Origin of the sequence: Chelativorans sp. J32 (assembly GCF_000518985.1) — a bacterium.
GTDB lineage: Bacteria > Pseudomonadota > Alphaproteobacteria > Rhizobiales > Rhizobiaceae > Chelativorans.
In genome coordinates this window covers 150,263-177,222 of record NZ_JAEQ01000001.1, presented here as the reverse complement: position 1 = coordinate 177,222, position 26,960 = coordinate 150,263, and the positions used below count along the sequence as shown (strand labels likewise).

The window sequence follows — 26,960 nt, the reverse complement described above, 5'->3', positions numbered from 1 at the left end:
TTCTGATACTTGCGAAAGAAGGCAGTGTCTGTCGCGTCCGCTTCGGTGACTTCGTCGGCAGATGTCAATGACCGTGGAAACGGGACCCCGCCTTTTCGTGTAAAAGGGACCCCGGTTAGAGCTTGTGAAGGGCACGCCGGTTAGCGCCCGATCAGGCGAAGCTGGTCGGGGTTGCACAGCCTGATCGGGCGCGGCTGATTGGCTTTTCGGCTTTAGCTTTGAGAGCGGCTTTTGAAGCGCCAGGATTCGTTTCCGGTCTCGACGATTTCGCAGTGATGCGTGAGCCTGTCCAGCAGTGCGGTCGTCATCTTGGCGTCGCCGAAGACGCTGGGCCATTCACCGAAGGCCAGATTGGTGGTGATGATGACGCTGGTACGCTCGTAGAGCTTCGAGACGAGGTGGAAGAGCAGTTGCCCGCCGGCCTGGGCGAAGGGCAGGTAGCCGAGTTCGTCGAACACGACGAAGTCGAGCCGGGTCAGATGATCGGCAATGCGGCCCTGCCGCCCGGCGCGGGTCTCGGTCTCCAGCCGGTTGACCAGATCGACGACGTTGAAGAAGCGTCCGCGAGCACCGTTGCGGATCAGCGCCCGGGCAATGGCGATGGCCAGATGGGATTTGCCGGTGCCGGTGCCGCCGACCAGGACGACATTGCGCTGATCGGCAACGAAGGTGCCGCCAGCAAGATCGCGGATCAAGGGTTCATTGACCGGAGTGCCGGTGAAGTCGAAGTCTTCGATGTCTTTCGCCAGTGGCAGCTTGGCGATCGTGAGCTGGTATTTGATGGAACGGGCCTGCTTCTCGGCAATCTCGGCCGATAGCAGATCGCCGACGATCTTTGGCGGCTCGTGCTGACGCTTGATGGCGACGCCCATGATCTCATCATAGGCCGACCGCATCCCGTAGAGCTTCAGCGCTCCCATCAAGTCCAGAACCTCGATGCGTTGCATGATTGCTTGTCCTCCTGAGACTGTCATAGCGGGCGCAGTCGGCGATCGGCTCTTGAGCCAGCTTCAGCGCCTGGGGAATGGAAAGGATCTCGCCTGGAGCCGGATCGCGGCTGCGGGCCAGGATGTTGAGGATCATGTCCGCCGACGAAACGCACTGATCGAGCGCCTCCTGGCAGGCGGCCTCGACGGCGCTTATCCCGTCGGTCAGCACGCAGGTGAGGATCTTCACCATCTGCCGGTCGCCATCGTCTGCTGCCTGGAGCTTGCGGCGTATCTTCTCCATGGCCGACGGCAGGACCCATCCCCGGAACGGCGCGCCGTTGCGCAAGCCGCCCGGCTTGCGCGCCAGCACCGGCACGTAGTGCCAGGGATCGTAGATCACCTTGCCGCGCCCGAACGCACGGGCATGATTGCCGACGACTACACCGTCCTGGCGGATGACGATCCGGTCGGCATAGGCATGGACCTCGACCGGCCGGCCCACGGTACTCGAAAGCACGGAGTATTTGTTGTTATCGAAGCGCACGGTGCAAGTCTTCGACACCGAGGCGGGGACGCTATGGAAGCCGTCGAAGCGCCCGGCATAGGGAATGAGGCTGGAGCGTTCTTCCTCGAACACGTCCCAGATCGTGCGCTCGCCCTGCTCGGGGTGTCGGCGCGCCTTTGCCCAGGAGACGCATTTGTCGGCCAGCCAGCCGTTCATATCCTCCAGCGATTTGAAGCGCAGCCTCGGCGTGAAGAAGCGCTCGCGCACCAGCCCAACCTGGTTCTCGACCTGACCCTTCTCCCAGCCTGCCGCTGGCGTGCAGGCCTCCGGCTCGACGAGGTAATGGCCACACATCTGCAGGAAGCGACGGTTGTAGCGGCGATCCCTGCCGATGAAGATCGCGTCCACCGCCGTCTTCATGTTGTCGTAGATCCCGCGCGTGCACGTGCCGCGGAAGAAGGCGAATGCCCGGTCGTGCGCGTCGAACACCATCTCCTGACTCTCGCGCGGATAGGCTCGAACAAAGAACATGCGACTATGACAAAGCCGCATGTGCGCCACCTTCACCGTCGTGGTCACACCGTCGAGAACAACAATCTCGTGGCTCCAGTCGAACTGGTAGGCTTCGCCCGGCGCAAAGCTCAGCGGGATGTAGGCATCGGCAGCAGCGCTGCCGCGTTCCCGTTCCCACGCCTGCGCGTGCCGCCACACCGAACTGTAGCTGCCCTCGTAGCCGAGGTCGCGAAGCTCCTCGAAGATACGGATCAGTGTCAGTCGTTCCCGCCGGGGCTTGGCCACGTTCGTCGTCAGCATCCGGTCAAGCTCTTCGCGCCATGCCCCCATCCGCGGATAGGGCTGATGCTTGCGCTCGTAGCGGAACTCGGTCTCGTCCGAGCGCAGCACCTTGCGCACCACTTTCCGTGAAACCTTCAACTCGCGGCAAATCGCCTTGATCGACTTGCCCTGAACCCGCGAAAGCCGGCGTATCTTTGCAATCGTCTCCACAATCAACATCCAAAACACAAATGCCTCCGATAAAACCGGAGGCATTTTGATGACCCCACGTTAAGGGGTCCCGTTTGGACGAAAATCACCCCTTAAACAGGGTCCTCATTCCATGAAAAATCACACTCCTGTTCCTGCTCGCGCTGCGGCGCTCTGGCGAGCGTGCGGGACGGCTGGCGGAACGCCTCGAAACCTCGGAGAAGACCTATGACGTCCAACGCCGGATGCTGGAAGCGGCGGCTCGCCGTCCTCGCGATCGCAGCGATCTCGCTGACCGCCTGCGCGACGGAAAGTTCTGAACCTCGCATGGCCACTGTCTGTCCGCCGGTTGTTGAGTATAGCCGCGAGTTCCAGGCGCGTGCAGCCGACGAGCTCGATCTGCTGCCGGAGGAGTCGGCTATCGCCCAAATGCTCGCCGACTACAGCGTCATGCGGGACCAGGCGCGCATTTGCCGAGTGTGATTCTAGATTTTCCGAATGACCTTCGTCTCGATTAGAGCATGAAGATGGGCACGCAGTCCTGCGGGGACGTGTCCACCGCTGATCACGACGCCGGCCTCCATATTCTTCTCCAGCGCGTGCCCAGTCAGGTTGGCGCTGGTCAAGAAGGCTGAATTGCCGTCGGCAACGGCCACTTTCGCGTGAACCCGTCCTTCGGCGAACGGTGCCGGCCGGTCGGTCCAGACATACAGCGCTGCCGAAGGAACACACCGCCGCATCGTAGCAATAGGATCGACGGATAGGCTCCCGCCATGGCTCGTGGAGGTCTCCAACAGAATTCGGATGTCGATGCCGCGAGTGCTTGCAGCATTCAATGCATCGACCACCGAGGAGACGTCGTATGCAACAAAGCTAACGAGAAAGAGGTCACTTTGCGCGTGACCGATGAGATCCAAGAGCACCTGCTCCGTGCGGCGGGTGGCGACGAATGGTGTCGTCGGGCCGGTCCAAACTAGTTCGACGCTGTTCTCGCGCTGCGCCTGTTGGCGGGCGAAGGCTGCGCCGACCAAGATCCCGGCCAGAACATCGCCTGATATTTCCGTCTGTTTCCAAGCGGCGATCAAGCGATCAAGCGCTGCGCGAGCAGCCGGCGTGCTCACGAGCTGATGCAGGCTTCCGTATCGTTCGACCGGCATCAAGCCGCGGACACGATCAGCGAGTGCTTCGATCCTCGACGGAGATAACATGGCCACGAGGTCTGTGGCCGCGACCAATATCGCTTCCATCAGACGGTCTCGAAGAATGCCGCGTCGGGATTTTCAAGCGTGGGTACCACGAGAGAACGATCGAGATGGCGGTTTCCCCGCTCACAGGACGTTTCCGAGACGAACGAACAGGCGTGACATGCTGCGCCGTGAAGTGACTGGTCCTTGCTCGGATCGTGTTCTGAACAGAGTGGATCGGAGGCGCAAATATGGGCGCGATCCAGCGCTTGACGCAGAAGTCTCCCGAGATTTTCAGGCTTTCCTAGCTCTACGAGCCCCCCCAGAGTGCCATCGGAATCTGCTGCAGCCGTGTAGATGAGAAATCCGGCTTGATCCCTCCCGTCCTCGACGTCTGCATATATACGCTCACGAATACTCGCAGCGTTGTAGCCGCACTCCAAAGCCAGTTCCCGTATCAGCATGTGCGCGAGCGTGTGTAGCATGACATAACGAACGCCCGGGTAACCTTGGTTTGGGTCCAGGTTCCTCTTTTGCCGCCCTCCGCGATGGCCTTGCCTTAGCCGAGAGTCGAGAGCCTTCACTGGGGCTTTATTCGCCCAAGCCTTCAATGCATCTGCATCGAAGCGAACGAAAATTCCTTCACCGTGAACTTGAGTGGCCGGGACCCAGTTCGGTGCTGCGCGTGCGAGTGGGGCCCGTGGGGCTGCCTCATCTCCCGTTCCTTCATCGGGAGACTCGACTCGTGTGAATCCAAGGAGGGCGTTCACCTCACGAAGCCGCTCAAGCAGCAGAACGCGTGTGATCGCCGCACCGAAGCCAGAGGGTACGCCCACCTTCTTACTCATGAAATGCGGATAGTCGGTGGGTGGGTTCTCGGCTGTGAGGACATCCCATTCCGGCCCTTTGAGGTCGCTCTGTTCGACGCCCGGTCCGCCATTGCGATGGGTTTCGATTGCGGACCAAATCTGCTCGTCAGTGAACTGCTCGATGCCAGGCAGCTGCGCCGTCTTCTTCAGGGTCTTGACGACGAACGCCACTTCGGCCGCCGAAGTGACGTCTTCAAAGAACGTCCAGCCATCCGCGACCAGTTGCGCCAGAGGGCTTCCCACCTGTGGGATCGCGAGAACCGAGAGTGTGACCGGGAACCAGCTATTCGTTGCGCCGAGGAGAATTGCGCGAGGTTCCTCGGTGCAATCGTCCTCAAAGCGATCCACGTGTGGATGTCGTCCTCGGCAGGCTGGAAGGTTGTCTCGACCTGCCTGACCAAACGCCTGCGCCATGTTCTTCGATGCGCCGCAGCCATCGCATTTGACCCACAGGTTCTCGGTTTGAAGTGACGCGCCGCTCTCGAAGAACCTCAGCGTCGCACGACAGGTGCTAGGTCCACCGTGAACGAACCAGTGCCAGGCAAAGTCGTCCAGGTGGCCAGCCCGACACGCCATGAGAAAGCGTGCCGGGACCGCATCGGCATCCCTGGCCCTTTGATCATTGTTCGATCCACGACAGCCCTCATGGACGAAACGCGTCAGTTCAGGGCGATATCTGTTTTCCTTCAGCTTGAACAAGCCGGCGTCATAGGGTGATAGCAACCCGCATTTGACGCAGCGCAGCCACCGCGGGAAGGGCTTTACGGGCACGCCGATCAGCGCGGCGGCCGAAAACGGGTCTGCGATTTCCCTCTCGCCCACGGGCGGCATACGCAATGATTCGACTTGGGGTCCGAGCACGCCCCGGACGTTGGCGAGCAACCGTGCCTCTTGTATCGGCTGACACCTGTCCTTTTCCCAGCGGTCGATCCCCATCGTGACCACCGACATGTTCGGGAGGTCGATCAAGGCGCCCGGGCCGTAGGTCCAAAGCAACTGGCTCGGTCGAATTTCTCCTACGGGTGTCCTGCTCATTGCTGATCCTCCTGGGGCTGCATCACCCGTGGTCTCCAAGTCGGATCACTCGTCGAACGATCGTCCTCCATCACGAGCCTGACACCAGGCTCGACTTCGCGCATGGACATCGGGACCGTCCAGTCGGTCCAAGGCTTGATGCCCGGCGCCGAAAGCAGCGGATAGGCGGTGGGTCCTGCGCCGTGCTTTTGGTAAACGAGCGTGCGGCCCCCTACGCCCGCTTCTTTGGCCCAATCGTCAGCGCGGCTCTTCATCTCGGCCTCGGTCAGGGTCTTCTTCCCCGAGTCTTCCGTGACTTCCCAGGTGCGAGCGGCGACGGCGCCAATCGTATCCAACATCTCTTTGCGGCTCGGACTGTTCATGGCGCCAGCGCCGTCATTTGCCGCGAAGGGGTCGTAGGAGTGACGCATGATGGAGAGCATCGCGCCGGTGAGCCCTCGGTCCAACGCCCGTGGCGAGAACGGGGTGACGGATTGAGCTTCGACGTGCTGGTAGAAGGTCGCGTGGTAATGCTCGAAGGTCTCGTAATGCGACAAGTCCCGAGGCCGCGCCCACGTCAGCACAGTGGCCACCAGTCCTGGCGGCGTTCGGCCCACACGGCTGGTCGCCTGGATGTACTCGGCCGTTCCCTTGGGTTGGCCGTTTACGACCATCACTCCGAGACGATTCACGTCGACACCGACCGACAGCATGTTCGTCGCGAGAACGACATCGATCGGGCGGGCCTCCCCGGGCTTCCTGTTGGTCACCCATTTGCCTAGTGCCGGGTCGAAGGTGCCACCGAAAGGAACCTCGAGCTGATCAAGGTACCGCGGGATGTCCTGACTCGAGACGCGCGACGTCAGTTCGCTGATTTCCTCGACCCGCCGTTGCGAGAGCCCCGGTCGGTCCACCAGGCTCATCTCGACGCGGAAGGAACGCGTTTGGACGTCGTCTTCCGCCAAACGCTTCATCCCTCCGAGTTCTCGCAGCGAGTTGAAGTAGCCGACGAGGGTCATATAGGGGTCGGCCACCGGGCCGAACCGATCGAACAGCGCCTGCGCGGCGGTGAGGAACGCCGTATAGGTCCTGATCAGCACCGCAGGGCGAGAGCTGCCGGGTGCGCAGATACCCATGTACCGTCGGCCGGGTTTCTCGCGGATGGGTCTCTGGACCGAGAAGAAATTGTCTTCGACGTCCAGGCCCGAAGGGGGAAACACCGAAATGCGGCGCATGAACACATTGCGCACCTGGTTATCGGCCCGCCGCACGGTCGCGGTGGAAGCCACGACCTTGGGGCGAACCTTCTTGTCACCCAGAGTCCAGCTGCTCAGCTCGTCGACGGCCGTTTCGTAAAGACCCACCATGGTGCCCAGCGGGCCGCTGATGAGGTGGAACTCGTCCTGGATGATCAGGTCGGGTGGTCGGATTGCGCGGACCGGCTTCACATTGGCGGCCGGATATGCCCCCCTCGCTCGGTGCCCCGTGCCGCAGTCGTGACTCGGCCAGAGCAAACCATGGCGTCCGCATTCCTGCTCGACGCGGCCGAAAAGGTTCCGAACCTCGGGACGCCACGCCATCATCGCGAACTTGTCGACGGTCGCGATCATCATCGTCGGCGGGCGGTGATAGATTTCCTCATCGACGACTTTCACGGGAAGCCCCGGGTGAGGCTGCCCAGTGGATTTCGCCTTCGAGAAATCGCAGCCGCCCAGCTTGTCGCCGCAGTGGATCAGCGTTCGGCCGGCGATCCTGTCGACCTCGATGTCGCGGCCACCGGAGATCTCCGAACCGCACCAAGGGCAGCTGGTCAGCTGTGCAGGCGAAGCGATGCCCGCCTTGTTGCGATCGTTGTTTCGAATGGCCTCGACAGCCTGGTGAGACGCTTCGGTCGTGCCCGGTGTCACGCGATTGCCGACCCAGAGACCGAGCGTGAAAGGTTCCTTGCCCCAGGTCTTGTCGTCTGCACGACGGATGACCTCCATCGCGCAGAGCAGCGTCGTCGCCCTCTGGAACTGCTGAAGAGTAAGCAGTCGCAGCGTGTAGCGCATGATGACGGCGAGACCGCGTGATGCGTCGAGGCCGCCGAGATCATTCTTCAGTCGGCGCATGGCCATGGCGAAGGCCGCCACACCGAGATAGGCCTCGGTCTTGCCGCCACCCGTCGGGAACCAGAGGAGATCGGCGAACGCCTCGACCGGCTTCGTCCGGTCCGGGTGTGTCGGGTCGGCGAGCGACGGGATCGACAGCAGCAGGAACGCCAGCTGGAACGGGCGCCAAGATCTGTTCTTCGGCACGTCCAAAGTGGTCACGTCGACGGCTTCGTTCCGTCGGCGCTTCAGAGCGTAGATGCTTCGGACACGCTGCATCGCCATGGACCGGTTGGCAAAGCGGAACGCCTCCATCGCTTTCGGGTCGGCGAAGAGAGTGTCCATGCCCTCTCGGAGGCGGCGCAGGATCTCCTCGCAGCGCTGAATGACGTCCTTGCCCGGATCATCGAAGCCGGTGATCTCCGACCCCAGCCGGGTTTTCTGTTCGCCGATCCAAACGGCGTAATCGTCGACGAGGCACGAAAGGGCGTCGCGCAGCGCGTCCGGCGCCATCTCCGCCAGCCGCTTCATGTCGAGCCAGCCCTCGTCGACCATGCGCCGCATGGCAGGGCGGTCATTGGGATCGAGGCCGGGCGTTTCGGTGACGGCGACTTCGTAACGCGGGATGATCTCTGTTCTGACGCGATGGGCCTTCGTAGGGTCCTCGGGCGTCGTATCGGCGTGAACGGACACCCCGTGTCCGACCGCGAACTCCAGCCTGTTGCGATAGATGAGAGCGAGACGGTCGCGTTCCGGGTCGTCGACGACCACTTCGTTGGAGGGGCGACGCCGAAAGACCGCCTTGTCCCCGTGATCTTCGGTGGCCTCGACGGTGATCTCCGGCTGGAACAGCCAAGCGCGGTCCTTATTGTCTTCTGGTTCCAACTGCCCGTTGACGAGGAACAAAGTGACCAGGCGCTCCCCCTTGTTGTTCGTCCGAACCGTCCCCTGCAGGCGGACGTCCGGTTGATCGGGGTCGGGAGTGGACGGCTTGATCGGCCCGTCGACGAGCGGAACCGTGACAACGCCACCACACGGGATGCGCTGCCAGACCCTGACCTTCACTTCCTCCTGGTGACCGGTCTGGCGATTCTTTCGCGTCTTGAAGATGTCGTGTTCATCGTTCGGGACCCGCTCGTACCGTCCCCAGCGCGCATCGACGGCCAGCTTCCCGACATCGGGCGCCACACAGAAGGTGAGGCCCATGCTGGAGGGAACCAGCGACTGGTTGTTCGTTGTGTCGATCTCGTCGAGCGCGTCGTCTTCGGGCTCCACCCGGCCCGATGCACTGGCGAACTCGGCGCCGGGCTCGTGGAGTGGCGCCGCCCGCTCATCCTCGAGGTCGCCAGCCTCCTCGGCTGCCGAGGCTGGTTCGACTCGTGCCGCCTGGTCGTCATCCGGCCGACGCGGCGCCAGTTTGCCGACCAGATAGCGGTCGCGGACGCTCATGTCCTTGATCAGCTCATGGGGCCCACCGGCGGGGCCGAGCAGATCGTCACGTACGGCGAGTTCCAGGAGATCGCGGGTGTAGACGACATCGTCGATCAGCGGAACTGCGCCGGGGTCAGGAACGCCGAGCAGCGGTAGGATGCGGAGGAACTCGTCCCATGGGAGCCGTACAACAGGGCCGGTCGGCGCGGTCAAACCGAGATCTGCGAGTGGCACGGATGGATCGGTGGCGTGCCAATGGTCGAAATAAATCGTAGCATCTTCGAGGTCCGAGCGAATGCGAAGGATCCGGCCTACATCCGAGACTTTACCTTCATCGTCCAGAACAACGGCCCAGTGGCCCTCCTCGATTGCGCCGTGAATGGTCGATCCGACGTCGATACGCACGGAATAACGGGGAGAAATGGACGTCCTCTTGACGATCCAGGCGCTGATGGATGGCTCGGTGGTCGCGGTCAGATCGGCCATGGTCAATCGCCCCCCCCAGTGGTCGTCGGAATAATGTCGTCGAGGTCAAGGGTCGGCTCCGACGCAGAAACACCGCGAGATCTGCGGCCACGCGCCTTAGCTGGGCCTGGAGTCCCGCCGTGCAGACCTTGATCGACTTCTTCCTCGTATCGCCGCCGGTTCAGCTCGGCCAAGCGGCGCAGCACCTCTATTCGAGCTGGCTCGGCGATCGTGAACCGCACCCGATCATTCTCTGGAAGGTATGGCACCTCATGAAAACCGTGTTCCAACTCCAGATCATGCCAGCAGTAGATCTCTGCAAGACTGCGATCGATTTCGCGATGCAGCTCTCTCATTCGGTCAATTTCGGAACTTGATATGTCAGGCGTGTGCATTTCGCCGTAAAGCTTCGTAAGACCGAAGCTTCTCTTCGTCATGATCGCCCGGCGGAGATCATCAAGTTCCATCGCCAAAGAGTGAAGCTCGTTTTGGTTCGCAGAATAGGGGAACGGAAAGGGTTCCAGGGCGTCAGTGGGTGAATACCTTAGGTCATTCTTCAGGCGCGACGCGTGCTGCCAAGCGAATGCAGCGTGAATGTTGCTTTGCAGTATCGCGAAATCAGAGGGACGGTCCGTCGCGAATACCACTGTTGCATCCGAATAGACCCACTCCGAAGAGATGAAACTGAATGCCAGTGTTTTGCTAACGCGGGTAACAGCGAGGACCTTCGATAGGCCGGGTTGATCTCGGTCCCAGCCAACCGGATGCCGTTCGAAATGGTGACCCCGTCCGATCGCATGATAGAGGGCGGGGCGGGCGTTCCAATGCAGCCACCACATCGACATAATGTTCTTGTAGGACTTCTGTTTACTCTTTTCGAGCCGCTCCGGATAGACATGCTGCTTGAGCCATTGATAAGGAAGTGCATATTCCTTCGCTCGCTCTTCGGGCCAGTCCCAAAAATTGATGACGTAGCGTGATGGCTCTTGGTACGGATCGGAATTAAGTTCTTGGCCGTTGAGATAGGGAAAAATAACTTCGGCGTTTCTAGGGTCGGCATCTAGCATTCGATTGGCCTCGTCCAGGCTCAATACGAAGCCCATTCCGTTAACAAATGAACCGATATATGCGAGTTCAGAATTTCTGTTGAGCTTCGTCGGGCTCCACTCTTCTCCGGGGGTTAAGAACGGCGATATTTCTTTTACCACTTTGTCAAAGATCAGTCGCTGCCCGCGCCATGCCCCTTTTCGTAGGTGAATCCTGCTCGTAACCACAGCTGCCCGGCCAGGCCAAGGTTCGCTGGGATAGGCAGCATAGATGGTGGCTCCGTCATGTACCATCCATTCAAGCCCACTTTGCCGGGTATCGCCTTCGGCGATCGTGTTGGTTGCGAGCAGCCCAAGCCCTCCTCCCGGGCGGAGCATGCTCCACGCACGTCGAAAGAAGTGCGCCACGAGATCCGCGTTCCTACTGCTGCCTGGATGTGAGGCGGCCAGCCAGACGTTGTAGGCAGGGCCAGCGATACTGCTTATCCGTTTACCGCCGATGAAAGGCGGATTTCCAATGAAGGCATCGAAACCACCACGTTCAGAGGTGAAGGCTTCGGGGAACTCCAAGGGCCAATGGAACGGGGCGCGAGGAAGGCCGTCGGGCGCATCGATACGAAGGTCCGTCAGCGCGTCGCACCGCATCCGGTCGATTGCAGATTCGTTCCCGTTCGCCGCAGCGTCCGCCAGGGCCTCAAGGGCCTGCAAGCGGTCGGTTCGCTCCGTCGCGCGTGCTTCTGCCAGAATGATCCCCACGAAGGCATCAGCTACTGCCTGCGGCAGAAGCAGCGCCCGTCGAGACTCGGCATCAAGTGCGGCCATTGCATCCACATCCCCGATGTCCCGGATGGGGATGGAGCGCAGCCGGGTACGCAGCTTGATGGCCCTCTCCACGGCGGTCTCGATGCTTCGCCCGAACAGCCTGAGCTGTTTCGACCCTTTCGGGGCCATACTGAGCTCGGTCAGCTGCCGAATGTCGTGGATCCCGAGCAAGCTGTCACCGCTGCGCAGATTGTGGTCGAGGAAGCCGAAGGGCCGTCCCTTCGACATCGTGGTCAGCCAGAGCGATAGCTTGGCCAACTCTACTGCCAGCGGGTTCTTGTCCACACCGTAGAGGCATCGCTCGGCTACGAGACGGCGGGCGACGATGGCCCGTTCCTCCGAGTCCTGCGACAGGGGATCGAAGCCCTCAGCGGTGGCATCCTCGACGATGCGCCCTTCGCTGTCGATCCGTTTGCCGCCGGCCTCGGTCACCGACCAGGCCTCGACCAGACGATCCGAGAGCCAGCGGCACGCCTGCACCAGGAATGCTCCGGACCCCATCGCAGGATCGCAGATCTTCAGGTCGAGCAACTCCTCGGCGCTCTTCAGCTCCCAGTCCTCGGGCGCCTTGCCCTCGGCCGGCCCGCGATAGGCGACCGGCGTCAGCGTCTCTTCGACGATCTTCTCGGTGAGACTCTTGGGCGTGTAGTGCGTGCCGCTCTCGCGCCGGTCGGCGCCGAGCACGACGACGAAGGCACCCTTGTGGTGGACGAGCGGATAGCCCCAGGGGTCGGTCCGCAGGAGGGGCGCGTAGGGCAGGATGCGGTCGCGCAGACCGATGTCGCCGCGGCAAACGGTGAGTAGGCGCGCGGCGAGACGATCGTCGGCTCCCCGCTCGAGGGCGTTGCGGATGGCGGACTCCGAGCGTTCGCTCCGCTCCTTCAGTAGTTCAGCAACCCTCGCCGGACCATCCAGGCGCGCCGACTCGATCTCGCCGAGCGTCACGCGCGGGCTCTTCGCCTTCGCGCCGCTGTCGAGTTCCAGCGTGACGTCGTCGACGCGCTTCACGGTGCGTTCGAGGAGGCCCTCGTAGACGTGCCCGATCTGCTCCACGTCGAGCGCGCGGTAGGACAGCGTGCGGCCTTCGAAAGTCTGGATCGCTTCCAACAGCAGCAGAACGGTGCGGTCGTCGATCGGCAGCGGTTCGGCCGGATCACTGCGCCAGCTCGTGCCCTTCTTTCGCCCTTCGAGGAAGGGGTAGCGATCGGGGTCGAACAACGAACCACCGAGCGCGGGCAGCCGCAGCGTCGGATGATCGATACCGCCATACACGCCACGAAACAGGGCGAGCAGCCGAGACCAGGCGGATCTGCGACGCTCGAGGATCTCTTCGGAATCCGCGCGTAGCTGCATCCGCAGGCTGGAGATGGCGTAGAAGGAGTCGTAGCGGGGATCACCGAGCAGGAGCAGGGCACGTTCCTCGGCCGATAGCAGGAATACGAGCCGCATCATGACCGTCAGACCGGCCTCGTAGAGCTCTCGCGGATCGACGTCGCGCAGGAGTTCGCGATTGCGATCCTGGTCGGCGCGGTCGAGGGCCTGAACGAGCACTTCGACGGCGCGCCGGACCTGTTCCCCGAGCGCCTCCGTCACGTCGTCCTGGTGCTTCAGGGACCGCTCATAGAGCGCCGGCAGCTTTCCTTCGTCGGGTCCGAAAAAGCGGCGGATGCCCAGAAGGCTGACGCAGGCGCGCAGTGTTTCCGGTTCCTGGCCCCAGAGGCGCGCATACCAGCTCGCGAAGCCTGCCACGGCGCCGACGGGCGCGTGGACGAGCATCCAGCGCTCGCCATTGGTGACGATGCCAGTCGGGCATCCCGTCGACCTGAGCAGAGCGACCATCCGGTCGGCCGGGGTGATTGCGAGGCCATCGAAACGGCGCGTCGCGTCCAGATCGGTGTCGGGCTCGTAGACGTGGATGAGCAGAAGCGGTTCGTCGGAGTTCGTTGGATTTACGACCGCCAGATCGGGCGCGACCGTGACTCCGTGTTCGGGCATCGAGACAGTCAGCTTCTCAGGCAGTCTCGCGCCCCTGCGCAGCACCGTCTCATCCATTTCCAGCGCGGTGACCAGCACGTCGTCGATCCAGGCCGCGTGCAGCGCTGGAAGGTCGAGGTCGTCCATGTCGACGGCATCGCGCCATTCCTCATAGGTCCGACGAAGCCGCTGAGGCCGCCCGGAAGGCAGAGCTTCAAGGCCTTGCGGGAAGACTTCCCGCAGCACGGGCACCGCCAGAAAGGGCCCAGAGACTTCGATGAGGTTCAGCCACTCGTGATCGTTGCTCATCCGCGCTTCTCCGTCGCAAGGGAGTTCGGAACCAGCAGCACCACGGCCACGGGGAAGGTATGCTCGACGGCATTGGAGTGCCGTTCCTCGATCGCGCGTAGCTCTTGCTCGCGCTCCTTCGGGATCCGGGCCAGGCGTGCTTCGAGGGCCGCTCGGTCACGCTTGAGCTGAGTGCGTTCGTCCTCGGAGAAAAGAGAGAGCTGCACGGGTTGCTGTTCCGCCGCGATCTCGGTCTTCAGCGCTCGTTCGAGATCGTCCAGGACTTGGCGGATGTCCTCGGCCTCCTTGCGCTTCCGGGTCTCGATCGTGTTCACGAGGAAGCGTAGCCGGTCTTTCGAGCGTGCCTCGACGGCTGCCAGAACGGAATCACGCTGTTTGTCGAAGCGCGTCCTCAATGCGTCGAACGTCGCATCCGACAGGGCCGCGGGGTGCGACTCCTCCAGCCATCGTCGGACCTCCGTGACCCGTTCCTCCCGCCGGAAACCGGCATCGCGCAGATAACCGCCAGCCTCCGTGAGCTCCTCGTGCAGACGATGATGGTTCCCGCCGGTCACGACGAGCCGCGACATCACCACCACGGCCGGTCCCTCGATCCGCCCATCCGGAAGCGACCGGACGGTCACGCGGTGAAGCTTCTTCACGTCGTCACGGGCCCAGATCTCCGCGCGCAGGAGCCGCAGACTCATTTGGACAAGCCGGTGGTTCAGGTGGACGAGGACGACGTCGTCACGGCCCTTGGCGACCTCGTGGTCGAAGGTGATCGGGCGGACCTTCTGCGTGTAGGGGTGTTCTAGACCCTCGAGGCATCGGGACCAGGAACCCGAGAGCGGCGGCATTCGGAAAACCGTGCCATCTGGTGCACCGGCCAGAGAAACGGGCTCCAAGTCGGGTTTGTCTGCTAGACGCAACGCGGTGCGTACCGCCCGCTCGATGTGGTCGGGCACGAGGCTCTGTTCGTGCCGGGTCTCGTTCAGCCGCTCATGGAGTTTGGCCACACGTTCGCGTAGGTCGCGCTCCGCCTTCACGAAGCGGCGAGATTTCTCCATCCGGGCTTCGGCTTGTCTTGTGTCGAGATCGCGGCGGCGCCCCTCGAGGAGGTCTGGCAGTTGAGGCGCGATGACCGGGTTCACGCTCCCCATGTCGGCGCGCATCGCATCCAGTTTGCGAAGCGCGCGCAGGATATCGTCGCCGTGGCCACCCTCGGCATCCACCGGGTGCCAGATGACGACCTCGCTGGCGCGTTGCCCATGGCGGTCGATGCGGCCGTTCCGCTGCTCCATCACATTCGGGTTGTACGGAATTTCGAGGTGGATCATCAGGTGGCAGTGGTTCTGGAGATCGATGCCCTCGGAGGCGGCATCGGTCGCCAGCAGTATCCTCACCGGGGATTCCGCGGGGTTGGCCTGGAACGCGGCTTTCACGCCCTCGCGTTCTTTCGGGTCCATACCACCATAGATGAGAGCCAATCGCTCGCCCCCGAAGCCGTGGGATGCGAGGATCTCCTGCATCCATTGCTGAGTGGCGCGATACTCCGTGAACAGGATCACCCGCTCGTTCGTCCACTGGTCACCGTCCTTCAGGTGACTGGCCAGCCAATCCAGCACGGCGGTGGCCTTGGCGTCTTTTCGACGAGCCGCCTGCTGAGCCCAGGACCGCAACTGGTCGAGCATCCGGCGTTCTTCGTCGGTCGGTGGCCGGACGTGCTTGCCTGCTTCCTCAATCGCTTCAGCCTCGGCGGCGTCGCGCTGTGCATCGTCGGCGTAGTCTTCTTCGGTTTTCGCTATCGCCCGCCGAAGGATGCGGTCATCGAACTTCTTCTGGCTGCGATCGCTAGCCGCCCGACCTTCGATCGTCGCGATATGTCGCTCCAGTGTCGCTGCGAAGGCTGCAGGTGACGACGACAGGCGCTTACGCAGCAATTGGTGCACGAAGTGATCGACGGCCCGCCCTCCATCAGCACTGCTTTCGCGACTCTTGATGTATGTCTCCAGCTGCCTCCGGGCGTTCCTCTCGTCCTCGCTATACTCAACTGGCAGCGCCTCAAGCCGCCGTTTGGGGTAAATGGGCTTGCCCTTCGCATCGACCAAATCGCTCTTCAGCCGACGGACCATCACTCTGGCGAGCTGGGAGTCACTCGGGAGGACGTTTCTCGCAAACCGCTGATCATCAAGGAGTTCGAGGAGCGCGGTGAAGGACTCGGTGTAACCATCGTGCGGCGTGGCGGTGAGAAACAGCTTGTGCTGGAAGTGTGGCGCGGCCAGACGAACCAGCCGCGTCCTGAGGCTTTCGACAGCGTAGCGGCCGACGGTCGGGGCAACGTTGTGCGCCTCATCAATGATAAGCAGGTCGAACTTCCTGGGATGGCTGACGTGCGAAGGCAATGCGTCCCGCAGAAGGCGCAAGCCTTCACCCTGCTTGGCCCAGTCCATCGACGTGATGAGACGAGGAAAAGACGTCCACGGATTGGCGTGGAGACCTCGCTCACGGCGCAAACGCTTGACGTAGTCCGTATCGACGATCCGGAACTCGAGTCCGAACTTCTCCTGCATCTCGACGCGCCACTTTTCCTGCAACGAGGCAGGGCAGAGCACGAGGACAGTGCGGGCGCGGTGACGCAGGAGCATCTCTTGAACGACGAGCCCTGCCTCGATGGTTTTCCCGAGGCCGACGTCGTCAGCGATCAGAAGATTTGTGCGCGCCATGTCGATCGCGCGCACGAGCGGATCCAGCTGATAGTCCTCGATGCTGACACCGCTGCGGAATGGAGCCTGCAGATATCCGCGATCGGCGTTCGTCGCAGCCCCCCAAACCACCGCATCGAGGAAGGCTTGAAGTGTCGAAGGGTCATCCAGTCCGGTCATGCGCGGCAGCCCGGCCCGCTCGATCACATGAGCTCCGGGCTCCAGCTCCCAGAGCACTTCGATCTCTTCACCCAGCGCATCCTCGTCGATCGAGGCCAGCCGAACGAGATGCCGCTTAGGAAGTCCAGGGGCAACCGAACCGCCTTCGACCTCGGAGACGATCCATTGTCGGCGGCGAGCCTCGACCAGCTGGCCCGGCTCAGGCGCAGTGGCGTGAGCGACCTCGGCCACTATTTCATCTGCGGTCATCGACATAGATGGGCCCCGTTCTTTCTGCGCGCGTCGACGAGTTCGGCGATGCGGTTCGCGGCTTGGGTGGCGTCTTCGTGTTCCCAGATCCGGACCGTCTCCCAACCGAGAGCAATCAGCCGCTGATCGGTATCGGCATCCCTGGATCGATTGGTTTCGATCTTCTCCCGCCAGAAATCGGCATTGCTCTTCGGCCAGGAAGCGTGCTCGGGGCAGCCGTGCCAAAAGCATCCGTCGACGAACACGGCCAATCTCGCGCTGGGGAAAACGATATCGGCGACGCGCCTGGGCTTAGTCAGGAGCGGAACGTGGAGGCGATAGCGCAGCCCCTTGGCATGCAGAGCCTTGCGGAGGTCGATCTCCGCACGCGTGCCCTTCTGTCGCACGCGTGCCATGCGACGACTGGCGTCATGCGACGAGGGACTTACGCGCGTCATCCGGCACGGCTCCCTTCTTCTTTCTCTTCGCCTTCTGGACCTTGATCCCCAGATGGGCAGCAATGCTCCGGCCGATCACCTCGCCCAGAGTGACCGGAACGGCGTTTCCAATCATCCGACCCAAGGCCTTGAAATGAACGGGAGCTCCGTCGGGTATGAAGGAATAGGACTTGGGGAAGCCCTGAAGAATTGCGCCTTCTCGCAGAGAGATGGCTCGGTCCTGCTCGGGGTGTCCGAACCGACCGTTCCCGAAGCCGTAGAACTGGGTGGTCAAAGTCGGAGCGGGCTCATCCCATACCATCCGGCCATAGACGCCCGGATAGGTACGGCCCGTCTCACGCCGGTGGCAGTCGGCAATGAGATGTTTCGGCCAGTCTCGCCATGTTCCACCCGGTCGAGAGGCGCGAATTCTTTGAAGATTTAGGTCTGAGAGCTTTGATGCGGCATGCAGCACATCCTTGGGATGGGCTTCGCCGTGAGCGATCGGCGCGAGGATGCCGATCGCCTCGCGAACGGTCTTCGGGCGGCTGTGTGTCGGGGCGAGCAGCTCGATTGGTCCAAGCCGAGAGGCCAATAGCACCATGCGCCGCCGGTTCTGCGGCAATCCATAAAGGGAGCAATCGACTACCGCTTGGTGGACGTAGTAGCCCGATTTCTGGAGAGTCTCGACGAAGTCATCGAACACCGTGTGTTTGGCTACCGAAGGCACATTCTCCATAGTGACCAAGTCGGGGCGCGTGGCTTTGATCAGCCGCCCGAACTGGTAGAGAAGACCCCAACGGGGGCTTCCAACGACATCGTAGCGCTGGGCGTAGGTGGAAAATGGCTGGCAGGGGGCGCACCCGGCCAACACCCGGATTTCGGCGTCGCCGAACAGGTCATTCAGATGTTTCGGAGCCAGGCGCCCCACATCTTCATTTATAAAGCGCGCTGCGTTATTGGCTTCAAATGGGTGGCGGCAGGCTTCATCGACGTCAATGCCCGCGACGACCCGAACGCCCTCCGAGATCAGGCCATGCGTAAGCCCGCCGGCTCCACAGAACAAGTCGACGCACGCGACATCAGCCATCAGCTTTCTCTCCCCCCGCATTTTCCCCCTTCTGTGAATCGGCCTCGGCCGCCTCGCCTTCCTTTTGATCGTCCGATGCTTTCCCGTGCCTCACCCAGTCATCAACTTCGTCGGTTTTGAACTTCCAAAGCCTCCCGACTTTGTGGGCCGGCATCTCCTTCTTCGCGATCCAGCCGTAGACCGTGTCTTTGCTGACACCGAGATATTCAGCGATCTCCTCCACGGAGACCCAGCGATCGGACATGGTGCGGCCCTTTCAGCCAGCATGATTCAAGCATCCAGTATCTCACCGACACAAGCAGGAGTAAACCAAAAGAAGTCTGATTTGACCCGGTTTTCTTGTATTTGGTCGGATGGCTGATGGAGTGTTTCGGCTGATGATGACGACCCCCAAGCGCATGTGAGGCCGCCATCATCCAGCTCGGTCAAGCGTCGGCTTGCTGAGCCTGGCCAGGGTCGGAGGTGCTGGAACGGATAATCGACTGCTCGTATTCCTCGACGTCGGACAGGCGATAGACCACCCGGCCGCCCACCTTGAGGAACTTCGGCCCCTCACCGGTCCAACGCCACCGCTCAAGTGTGCGATGGCTGATCCTCCAGCGAACTGCCAGTTCAAGTTGGTTCAAATGAGTTTCCTTCATTTCCGCTTCTTTTCGCTCAGGCCAGTTTGACTGCGACACGACGAAGGCGTGGGCGGAAAACACTATCAAGGTAATACTGTCCGGAACGCCAAACACAGGGCACTGCGCTTCCCTGTCTTGAACAGAGAATTTCTGCGGTGGCGAAGATTCACTTGCGAATACGAAGGCGTGCTGGCGCGATGTGGGGCATACTTCGAGCGAGTTTGTCGAAGAGTCCTCCCGCTCCGCCATTTCCGCCGATTGTCCCCCACGACACGATGTTATCGCCACCGCCGCATTCGCACCAATGGTGCTGAGAACTGCCGATTAGGCCAAGCGTGCGGACTACGTCCTGCAATAACCTCCGCTGAGCAGCCGGATAGCTTGCCGGCGATACAGCCATCGTCAGCTCGCGTGAGAATAAGTTGCGATGAGGAGATCCTCTCTTCTATTCTGAGGTGCTGGCCAGGAGAATCAAAATGCCCAGCAACCTTCCTCTAGCTCATGCCACTTTCCTGGAACGCATTCGGGGTGCGGTCACATCCGATGAGCGGTTCAGCGCCCTTCTGATCGGCGGCTCGTACATCCATGGCGGGCTCGATGAGCATTCCGATCTGGACTTCGTCGTCATCGTCAAAGACGAGAGCTATGCCGACGTCATGGCTTCGCGCATGGACTTCGCAAAGGCACTGCCCAATTTCATCAGCGCATTCACGGGGGATCATGTGGGAGAGCCGCGCCTTCTGATCTGTCTTTATGGGCCGCCTCTTCTGCACATCGACCTGAAGTTCGTTCTGGTTTCAGACCTGGACCATCAAATAGAACAACGAGCGGTTCTGTTCGCCCGTGAGCCGGCGGAGATAGAGAAACGCCTCGAAGCCGGCACGATCGCATGGCCTAACCTTCCCTCCGAGTGGTTCGAGGCACGTGCTTGGATCTGGCTGCATTATGCAGCGACAAAGCTCGCTCGCGGCGAGCTCTACGAAGCGATTGGCATGCTCGGCTTCTTCCGCGAGCAGGTCCTGGGCCCGTTGCTCTATCGCCGCGCCGGCAAGAACCAGCGAGGAGTGAGGCGCTTGGAAGCCCTCCGGTTAGATGAACAAGGAAAACTGGCCGCTACCGTTGCGCGGCATGACGCATCGTCTGTCAAGGATGCCATCGAGGCGTCGATCGATTACTATCTGGATCTACGATCTGACGATCCTTCGTTGCAGACGACAAGAATGATGCCCGAACTCCTTCGCTGCTTCATGGAGAACGGCGCGTCCAGCGCTGCTAGGCCCTCAGTAGCGACCGGATCAGAATGATGCGGCAGCGAATTGCCCCTGGTGCAGGAATACGACGAGGCGATCGCCTACGCCGCAGCCCGATAGGGTCAACACCGGAGCTGCAATGACCTCATTTCGGCCGTTTCCCGTTGAGGCGCAAAATCCTCGAAGCGGTCGAACATGGGGCTACGGCGCGGCGACCCCAAAGCTCCAGATGCAGCGTTCAACGATCCAGCCAAGCGGCCAGTCCGTCCAGCGTTTGCAGCCCATACTCCACCGCGCCGAAACCGACGACCACCTGGCGGCGTTCGCGGCTTGGGTGAAGCTGGCGCATCGTCAGAACCGTCTTGCCGTCTGTCTGCTCATCGAATGTGATCGCCATGTAAAAGCGCTCCGGATCGTTCGGGTCTGGCGTACCATAATCCACCACGATCAGCTCGTTTGGCACGATCTTCAAGAAGCGCATGAGGTTGGGAAAACGCTGCTCCTGGCCTTCGAAAATGCCCACCATGTCGAAGCGCCATTCCCCGCCCTCGCGGATGTCGGCGCTATGGTTCTCTATGCTGAGGCCCGCCGGGCCATACCATTGCGCCAGCGCTTCCGGGTCCATCCAAGCAGCGAAGACCTTGGGGCGCGGGTGCTTCAACACCTTGACCAGCACGATCTCACGATCGAGTGACCAGGTCTCAAACAGTTTTTCCATCATCGCTCCCTTCTGTCTTGTCCAAATAGGCTTCCAGCCGGTCGAGCCGCTCGGTCCAGCGTCGGCGCTCCGCTTCCATCCAGTTGGCCGCTTCCTCGAAGCGCGCCCGCTCCAAGCGGCACCAGCGGCTGCGTCCGCGTTTCTCGCTTGTGATCAATCCGCAATCTTCCAGCACCTTGAGATGCTGGGCGAAGGAAGGCAGCGTCATGTCGAAGGGCTCCGCGAGGACGCTGACCGGCATCTCTCCCTCGGCCAGACGTGATACCACCGCTCGGCGTGTCGGATCACTGAGAGCGTGGAAGGCTAGATCGAGTGGAGTTGAGTGGAAAGGCATACGGCTGGGTAAAGCGAGCTGGCGTGCCAGTCAAGGATAAAAAGGTACTTGCCTTAGTTTCGCTCCACGAATACAAAGGCACATACCTTAGTTTTTTGAGGAGCACTCCGGTGGCAGTACGTGTCGATCTTCTTATCTCGCTGGACGGTTTTGCAACAACCACGGACCAGACTCCCGATGACCCGTTCGGTCCCGGCTCGTTGAAGCATATGTCGCCACGAGGACGTTCCGGGAGCGTGTGCTCAAGGACACCAGCGGCAAAGGCACCACAGGCATTGATGACGCGTATGCAAAGGATTACTTCGCCAATATTGGTGCTGAGATCATGGGCGCCGGCAAGTTCGGGCTGCACAATTTTCCCCATGATCCCGACTGGCGGGGATGGTGGGGCGATGAGCCGCCATTTCACTGCCCGGTCTTCGTCTTGACGCACACGCCGCGGCCTTCCATCGAGATGGCTGGAGGCACGACGTTCCACTTCCTAGCGGCAGACCCGGTTGATGCACTGCAGCGGGCGGTGAGAGCGGCAAACGGCAAGGATGTTCGCATAGGTGGCGGACCAACCGTGGTCCGCGACTATCTCAAGGCCGGGCTTGTGGACCGCTTGCATGTGGCCATTGCTCCGATTCTGTTGGGGCGTGGTATAAACCTCTGGGAGGATATGCGCGGCCTTGAAGCGGGCTATACGGTGAAGTCGGAAACAGCCGAGAGCGGGACTGTCCACCTCACATTTCAGCGCTAGCCGCCAGGCCATCGTAGATCCTGCCCACCTGGCCGCCCCACGCCCCTTCTGCTCCCGGACAATGTCTACTTTGCCTGGCTGTCAAATCCGAAGAGGAACGCATCCCCCGCCCGTTCTCGCATGTCGCGCGCCTCGAAATAGAGGGCTACAGCGTAAACATAGTCCTCTCGTTCCTTGGCGTCACCGGCCATTTGGCATCCGATCAGCGCACTTTTCAGGCTGATTGGCGAAGTCGCGCGCAAACTTTCCAGGCGCAGTGCCCAAACGTTTGCGAAATGCTGTGCTGAAGGCACTGGCGGATTCATAGCCGATCTGGTCGGCGATCCGATCCAGAGACTTTACGCCGCGCGTGAGGGCATCCTTGGCAAGCGCCATTCGCCAGCGGGCGAGATATTCGATCGGTGCACAGCCCAGCGTCGCACCAAACCGTGCCGCAAAGGCCGATCGCGACATGCCAGCAATTCGTGCGAGCTCGGCGACCGTCCACTTCGCCCGGACATCGGCATGGATTGCGCGCAGCACGTGCGCAAGGGCGGGGTCGCGCAATCCACTCAACAAGCCGGCTGCCGCTGGCTCATTTCCAACGCCCTGCCAGCGCAACGCCTCGACCAGGAGCGCCTCGAGCAGGCGCTGGATGATCAATTCCTTGCCAGGATAGTCGGAGGCGCATTCCTCCGACAGGAGCCCGATCAGACGGCCGAACCGCGTGGTTCGGCCTTCCGACGCCGGGATATGGATAGGATCGGGCAGGAGCGCGAGCAGAAGCGGTGCATTGACCCGCTCGAACATGAAGCTCCCGCCAAGCGCTTGAAAATCAGGTTCATTGTCCTGCTCGCCGTGCCGGACAGCCTGGTTCCGGGGCTCGACAGGAACACAGGGGACACCCGGATGGCTGTAGAGCGCGAAGGCGGGCGTTGTCGGAAGCAGGAGGAAATCACCCTTGACGAGCCGCTTTGGCTCCCTGCCCTCGAACGCGACCCAGGCCTGGCCTGCGAGCACGATCATGAAGCCGGGCGCGTCATAGGACTGGTAGCGGACCCCCCAACGCCCACGGGCGCTGATCGGCTTCGAAACGGCAGCGCCAGGCCGCAACAGGGTGATGATGTCGCTTAGTGGGTCCACGGTTTGGACGATCAATAATGAACTGTGGATCTTAGGTTATAGAGCGTATCGATATCTCCGTCTATCTCCGAACCATCGATTGCAAGGAGATGGATGATGGCCAACACAATCCTGATAACCGGAACGTCGTCGGGCTATGGCAAGGCAACGGCTGAACTCTTTCTGTCGCGCGGCTGGACCGTCATCGCGACTATGCGCCGTCCCGATCCCGCTCTGTTGGACGGCCCTGCCGACCGGCTACGCGTCCTGCCGCTCGATGTGGCGAGCGAGGGCAGCATCGCCGCGCTCATGGAAACGGCAGGGTCGATCGACGTGCTGGTGAATAATGCCGGCATAGGTGGCGTCGGCGCATTCGAGGCGATGTCCATGTCGTTCATCCGCCGGCTCTTCGAAACAAACACGATCGGTGTGATGGCGATGACCAAGGCCATCATTCCTCAAATGCGGCAGCGCCGCTCGGGCGTCATCGTCAATGTGACGTCGAGCGTCGCGCTCGCCGACTTCCCGCTCGCCGCTCTCTATACAGGCACCAAGCTGGCCGTCGAGGGGTTCTCCGCCTCGCTTGCACTAGAGCTTGGCCATTTCAATGTGCGCGTGAAGCTTGTCGAGCCCGGCTATGCGCCGACAACCCGTTTCGGTGCGAACGCGATCGTTCCACTCGATCAGCTACTCCCGGATGAGTATCAGGACTTTGCCCTACCGATCCTCGAAAGTTTCGCAAATCCGGCCATGACCACCAAGGAAAGCGACGTCGCGGAAGCGATCTGGGAGGCCGTCCATGATACCTCCGGCCGCCTCCGCTTTCCCGCCGGTCCGGATGCCGTCGCGCTGGCCCAGGCACGCTGACCGCCCCTGCCGATCCTGGCCAGATCTCCACCCAGGTCCGCAACGGTATAAAGGAGCGATGCAAAAGTAGCGTCGGCGCGAAACCGCATGCCCGGTTGTGTTTGACGAAAGACCGGATGCCCGCTTACCATCCATATTGGAGGAACCACAGAATGGATCGATTTACCGGCGGATGCTTGTGCGGCGGCGTTCGAATCGTGGCGTCAGGACAGCCGTACCGGGTCGGCCTTTGTCACTGCCTCGATTGCCGCAAGCATCATGGAGCCCTCTTTTCCGCATCCGCAATATTCCCTCAGGATGCAGTCACCATCGCCGGGGAGACGCGCGACTACGCCGGCCGTTTCTTTTGTCCCCGCTGCGGCTCACCGGTCTTTGCACGCAGCGGAGACGAGATAAAAGTGAACCTGGGATCCCTGGACACGCCCGACCAACTGGCGCCAACCTACGAACTCTGGACCATACGCCGAGAATCCTGGTTGCCGCCGTTCCCGCTGAAGAGAGGATATGAGCGTGATCGTGACGCCGCGAGTCGCTTCGAGGAGTAGCCCGTAAACACGCCGAGGCTCAATCCGTCATCTCAAAGGCGCCTCGGTCGATGGCCGTCCCGCTAACACGCGCGTTCATTGACTTGTCCCACAATCCAATGTCCACGACGGCCGCATCCCCGCCGCTGTCGATTGCAGGCGAATTCCGCTGGAGCCGCAAATCCTGCCCGGCGGGACTCACAAATGCGGGGTCCTCCACCAGGCCTCCCACTTCGCCGCTTGCAGATCGGAAGGCCAGGAAGTCGCCGTCGCTCTCGTCTCTGTTGTAGAAGTTCCGGTCGACCCAGAACCAGCGCACATTCTCCCCGCCGAAAGCTGAGAAATAGAGATTGTATCCCAGTTCCACGGATCCCGAGGCCAGGGGCGAGAATTTCGTGACCACGTACGCCTTGGGTCCGGCATAAAGAATGTTGTTCCGAAAGCGGATATCCGTCGTGTGGTGGCCGATCTGAAACTCGCCCGCATGAATGCCGGACACATCGCGTAGATTGTTTTCGAAGAGGGTGTTGTTGGTGATGATGCAGCGCTCGGCCCCGCCGGACTGGCGATCGTCATAGCCCCCGACGAGGATGCCAGCGTCGCGATTGAACCGCACCAGATTGTTCCTCACGATAACGTCGCTGGTGCTTTTGCCGGGATGCTCGCTCAAGAGCCAGATGCCGCCGTCATTGGCATCGACGGTGTTGCGTTCGACAGTGATGTTTCTGCCGCCATCCACATAGATCCCGACAGCGGCGGCGGCAAAGGTCAGCGCCTGGTTCTTCTCGCTGGACAGATTATAGACCGTGTTGCCCGCGATCCATCCTTGGCGGGCACGGTCGTGCTCGGCGCCATCGACATAGTAGCCGGTCGCATCGATACCGATGAAGTTGTTGTCGTGCACGGCGTTGTTGGTGATCTGCCACCCTTCAACATTGCCGCCAACCGTGAGCGACTCGCTCGTACCGGTCTTCAGGCCAAAAAGCTCGTTACCGTCGATAATCACGTTTCGAATGGGAGTAGGATTCCGGCCGTAGACCGCAATGCCCAGCGCATCGGCATTGCCGCGCGAGGGGAGATTGTTGGCCTCGATCCCGTGAATGGTATTGTTGCGCAGTTCGATGCGCTCGCCCGAACCTTCCACGAGAATACCGATGGGAATGAACTCGCTGTCCGACTTGTAGTTGCGGATCTCGAAATCCTTGATGCGCACGTAGCTGACATCGGCGAGCGTGATCAGACCTCGCATCCCGTAAGGCCCGCGCACCAGGCCCTCGCCGTCGATCACTGCGTGCTCACCTGGAGCTTCCATCAGGGTGATGAAGCCATCTTCCGATGATCCCGACCGGGTGATCAAGACAATCTCATTGTAGACGCCGCCATGCACGAGGATGGTGTCGCCGGGTTCGGCCCGATCGATGGCGTATTGTATGCTGCGCCAGGGCGATTCAGCGCTTCCCGGATTGCTGTCCGCCCCCGCCGCTGAGACGTGAAGAGTTCTGCCCGGGCGGATGTAGATGTCGTTGCAGACGGAAACGGTTTTCAGCGGGGCTGCCTCGCCCTCCAAGGCCGCCATAATTTGGACTTCGAGCGCTTCGTCCATATTGGCGGGCGCCGTATAGAGCCCCTCATCGGTGATCGTCCCGATCTCCGGCGCGCCACCCGGGACGCCCTCGACCATCCACACGGGCTTCGTCTCGGCTCCGTCGGGAATGGCGAGGTGGAACTGGTGCTCCTCGTTGGGCTTCAGGGAGAGACAGTCCGACGCGCCCACGGCTTCGAAAGGCAGCAGTGCGATCAGCGCGGCGGCCGGCACTGACCGCTTTAGAAGTCGCCGCGGGCGCCATCCGGTGACCATTGTCATCCTGTTTTCGTAACCTGCCATGCGCCCCTCGCACGCCAGCAAGTAACATGCGGGATTGCGGTCTGACCAGAGCCCCCGGTCTGCGACATGTAATGATATCGACCGCGGCCACTGCCCCGGTTTGCCGCCTAACACACGGGCGATCGAGAGGTCGGCTTGCCGGCGCGTGGATGATCGCCGGCGAGCGCGCGGCAGAACTTTTGCCCTCAGTCGCGTCCGCCACCATCAGTGCCGGAGTGGAAGAAATCCTCGATTTCCTCCATCGTCACCGCGCCATCGCCATTCTGATCGACCGCATTGAATATCCGGCTATGGAAATCATTGATCTCGTCAAGTGTGAGCGCACCATCACCATCCGCATCGACGATCGCAAACAGAACCTTCATCCGAGCCGCGTGAAAAGCCGGGCCCATTCCGCCGCGCCGCTCGAACCTGCCGGCTCCTGCCATCCGCTGATCGCCGCGCATCTGCCGCCGCTCTTGTCTCTCGCGGTCTTGCGCTTGCCCGGCGCGCCTCATCTCGTCAGACGACATCTCGCCGCCAGCCCGTCGCCCGCCGTCTCGCATCATCTCCTGCATCATCTGGCGCATCATCTGGCGCATGGATTCGCGGTCGGCCGCCGGCCCGTCATCCCGAGGCAAACCGGATCGAGGACCACCGTCCGGCCCTGGGCCACCTGGGCGGTCCGACTGGGCTGAG

At 61.6% G+C, this 26,960-nt stretch carries 21 protein-coding genes and 1 pseudogene; 5 read left to right on the top strand and 17 right to left on the bottom strand.

From position 1 onward, the window contains the following. Positions 1-212 precede the first annotated feature (212 nt). Both istB and istA read right to left on the bottom strand, forming a co-directional pair. Positions 213-947, bottom strand: coding sequence for an IS21-like element helper ATPase IstB (gene istB, locus CHEJ32_RS0100865; protein WP_028032140.1), 735 nt, complete (start codon positions 945-947; stop codon positions 213-215). Next, a complete protein-coding gene (gene istA, locus CHEJ32_RS0100860; protein ID WP_028032139.1) occupies positions 880-2,448 on the bottom strand; it encodes an IS21 family transposase in 1,569 nt (522 codons plus the stop codon). The genes istB and istA overlap by 68 nt, the downstream gene beginning before the upstream one ends. 198 nt (positions 2,449-2,646) lie before the next feature. Between istA and CHEJ32_RS0100855 the strand changes: the two genes are divergently transcribed. Beyond that, positions 2,647-2,901: a hypothetical protein gene (locus tag CHEJ32_RS0100855; RefSeq protein WP_028032138.1), complete on the top strand. Its 255-nt coding sequence runs from the start codon at positions 2,647-2,649 to the stop codon at positions 2,899-2,901. Positions 2,902-2,903: 2 nt separating this feature from the next. Here the strand turns inward: CHEJ32_RS0100855 and drmC are convergent, their stop codons facing one another. The 9 genes from drmC to CHEJ32_RS0100810 all read right to left on the bottom strand — a co-directional run bounded on the left by drmC (position 2,904) and on the right by CHEJ32_RS0100810 (position 18,864). Next, complete coding sequence (gene drmC / locus CHEJ32_RS0100850) at positions 2,904-3,665, bottom strand: DISARM system phospholipase D-like protein DrmC (RefSeq protein WP_028032137.1); 762 nt, start codon at positions 3,663-3,665, stop codon at positions 2,904-2,906. Next, on the bottom strand, positions 3,665-5,506 hold the full coding sequence (drmB, locus tag CHEJ32_RS0100845) for a DUF1998 domain-containing protein (RefSeq protein WP_028032136.1): 1,842 nt from the start codon (positions 5,504-5,506) through the stop codon (positions 3,665-3,667). Before drmB ends, drmC begins: the two co-directional genes overlap by 1 nt. Beyond that, entirely contained in the window at positions 5,503-9,492 is a 3,990-nt protein-coding gene (drmA, locus tag CHEJ32_RS0100840) for a DISARM system helicase DrmA (protein ID WP_034657682.1), read from the bottom strand. Before drmA ends, drmB begins: the two co-directional genes overlap by 4 nt. A gap of 2 nt (positions 9,493-9,494) precedes the next feature. Next, positions 9,495-13,622, bottom strand: coding sequence for an Eco57I restriction-modification methylase domain-containing protein (locus tag CHEJ32_RS23600; protein ID WP_198023802.1), 4,128 nt, complete (start codon positions 13,620-13,622; stop codon positions 9,495-9,497). Continuing rightward, on the bottom strand, positions 13,619-16,738 hold the full coding sequence (gene drmD, locus CHEJ32_RS0100830) for a DISARM system SNF2-like helicase DrmD (protein ID WP_051469295.1): 3,120 nt from the start codon (positions 16,736-16,738) through the stop codon (positions 13,619-13,621). The genes CHEJ32_RS23600 and drmD overlap by 4 nt, the downstream gene beginning before the upstream one ends. Continuing rightward, positions 16,729-17,169 carry a very short patch repair endonuclease gene (locus CHEJ32_RS0100825; RefSeq protein ID WP_028032133.1) on the bottom strand — a complete coding sequence of 147 codons (441 nt, stop codon included), beginning with the start codon at positions 17,167-17,169 and terminating at the stop codon, positions 16,729-16,731. Before CHEJ32_RS0100825 ends, drmD begins: the two co-directional genes overlap by 10 nt. Further along, complete coding sequence (locus tag CHEJ32_RS23595; protein ID WP_051469293.1) at positions 17,141-18,238, bottom strand: DNA cytosine methyltransferase; 1,098 nt, start codon at positions 18,236-18,238, stop codon at positions 17,141-17,143. Before CHEJ32_RS23595 ends, CHEJ32_RS0100825 begins: the two co-directional genes overlap by 29 nt. After that, positions 18,231-18,482, bottom strand: a complete 252-nt coding sequence (locus CHEJ32_RS23590; RefSeq protein ID WP_051469291.1) for a helix-turn-helix domain-containing protein — start codon at positions 18,480-18,482, stop codon at positions 18,231-18,233. The genes CHEJ32_RS23595 and CHEJ32_RS23590 overlap by 8 nt, the downstream gene beginning before the upstream one ends. 181 nt (positions 18,483-18,663) lie before the next feature. Then, positions 18,664-18,864: an AlpA family transcriptional regulator gene (locus tag CHEJ32_RS0100810; RefSeq protein ID WP_245260912.1), complete on the bottom strand. Its 201-nt coding sequence runs from the start codon at positions 18,862-18,864 to the stop codon at positions 18,664-18,666. Positions 18,865-19,337: 473 nt separating this feature from the next. Between CHEJ32_RS0100810 and CHEJ32_RS23585 the strand changes: the two genes are divergently transcribed. After that, positions 19,338-20,165: a hypothetical protein gene (locus CHEJ32_RS23585; RefSeq protein WP_051469289.1), complete on the top strand. Its 828-nt coding sequence runs from the start codon at positions 19,338-19,340 to the stop codon at positions 20,163-20,165. A 184-nt stretch (positions 20,166-20,349) separates the two neighbouring features. Here the strand turns inward: CHEJ32_RS23585 and CHEJ32_RS0100800 are convergent, their stop codons facing one another. Further along, complete coding sequence (locus CHEJ32_RS0100800) at positions 20,350-20,829, bottom strand: SRPBCC family protein (RefSeq protein WP_028032131.1); 480 nt, start codon at positions 20,827-20,829, stop codon at positions 20,350-20,352. Continuing rightward, entirely contained in the window at positions 20,813-21,163 is a 351-nt protein-coding gene (locus tag CHEJ32_RS0100795; protein ID WP_028032130.1) for a helix-turn-helix transcriptional regulator, read from the bottom strand. The genes CHEJ32_RS0100800 and CHEJ32_RS0100795 overlap by 17 nt, the downstream gene beginning before the upstream one ends. A 110-nt stretch (positions 21,164-21,273) precedes the next feature. On the opposite strand from CHEJ32_RS0100795, the pseudogene CHEJ32_RS23580 reads away from it, so the two are divergent. Then, a pseudogene (locus CHEJ32_RS23580) lies at positions 21,274-21,905 on the top strand (dihydrofolate reductase family protein). Between the two features lie 65 nt (positions 21,906-21,970). On the opposite strand, the gene CHEJ32_RS27875 reads toward CHEJ32_RS23580, so the two are convergent. Both CHEJ32_RS27875 and CHEJ32_RS23575 read right to left on the bottom strand, forming a co-directional pair. After that, on the bottom strand, positions 21,971-22,096 hold the full coding sequence (locus CHEJ32_RS27875; protein ID WP_256375640.1) for a hypothetical protein: 126 nt from the start codon (positions 22,094-22,096) through the stop codon (positions 21,971-21,973). Continuing rightward, on the bottom strand, positions 22,086-23,027 hold the full coding sequence (locus CHEJ32_RS23575) for an AraC family transcriptional regulator (RefSeq protein WP_034657737.1): 942 nt from the start codon (positions 23,025-23,027) through the stop codon (positions 22,086-22,088). The genes CHEJ32_RS27875 and CHEJ32_RS23575 overlap by 11 nt, the downstream gene beginning before the upstream one ends. 96 nt (positions 23,028-23,123) lie before the next feature. Here CHEJ32_RS23575 and CHEJ32_RS0100775 point away from each other — a divergent pair, with 96 nt between their 5' ends. Together CHEJ32_RS0100775 and CHEJ32_RS26530 are read left to right on the top strand one after the other, a co-directional pair. Next, entirely contained in the window at positions 23,124-23,873 is a 750-nt protein-coding gene (locus CHEJ32_RS0100775; RefSeq protein WP_028032129.1) for an SDR family oxidoreductase, read from the top strand. A gap of 152 nt (positions 23,874-24,025) precedes the next feature. Next, complete coding sequence (locus CHEJ32_RS26530) at positions 24,026-24,418, top strand: GFA family protein (protein WP_084032633.1); 393 nt, start codon at positions 24,026-24,028, stop codon at positions 24,416-24,418. Positions 24,419-24,437: 19 nt separating this feature from the next. Here the strand turns inward: CHEJ32_RS26530 and CHEJ32_RS23570 are convergent, their stop codons facing one another. After that, positions 24,438-26,282: a right-handed parallel beta-helix repeat-containing protein gene (locus CHEJ32_RS23570; RefSeq protein ID WP_084032632.1), complete on the bottom strand. Its 1,845-nt coding sequence runs from the start codon at positions 26,280-26,282 to the stop codon at positions 24,438-24,440. A 185-nt stretch (positions 26,283-26,467) separates the two neighbouring features. After that, positions 26,468-26,647 (bottom strand): EF-hand domain-containing protein, encoded by a 180-nt coding sequence (locus CHEJ32_RS27605; protein ID WP_245260941.1) that lies wholly within the window; start codon positions 26,645-26,647, stop codon positions 26,468-26,470. Positions 26,648-26,960: the final 313 nt, after the last annotated feature.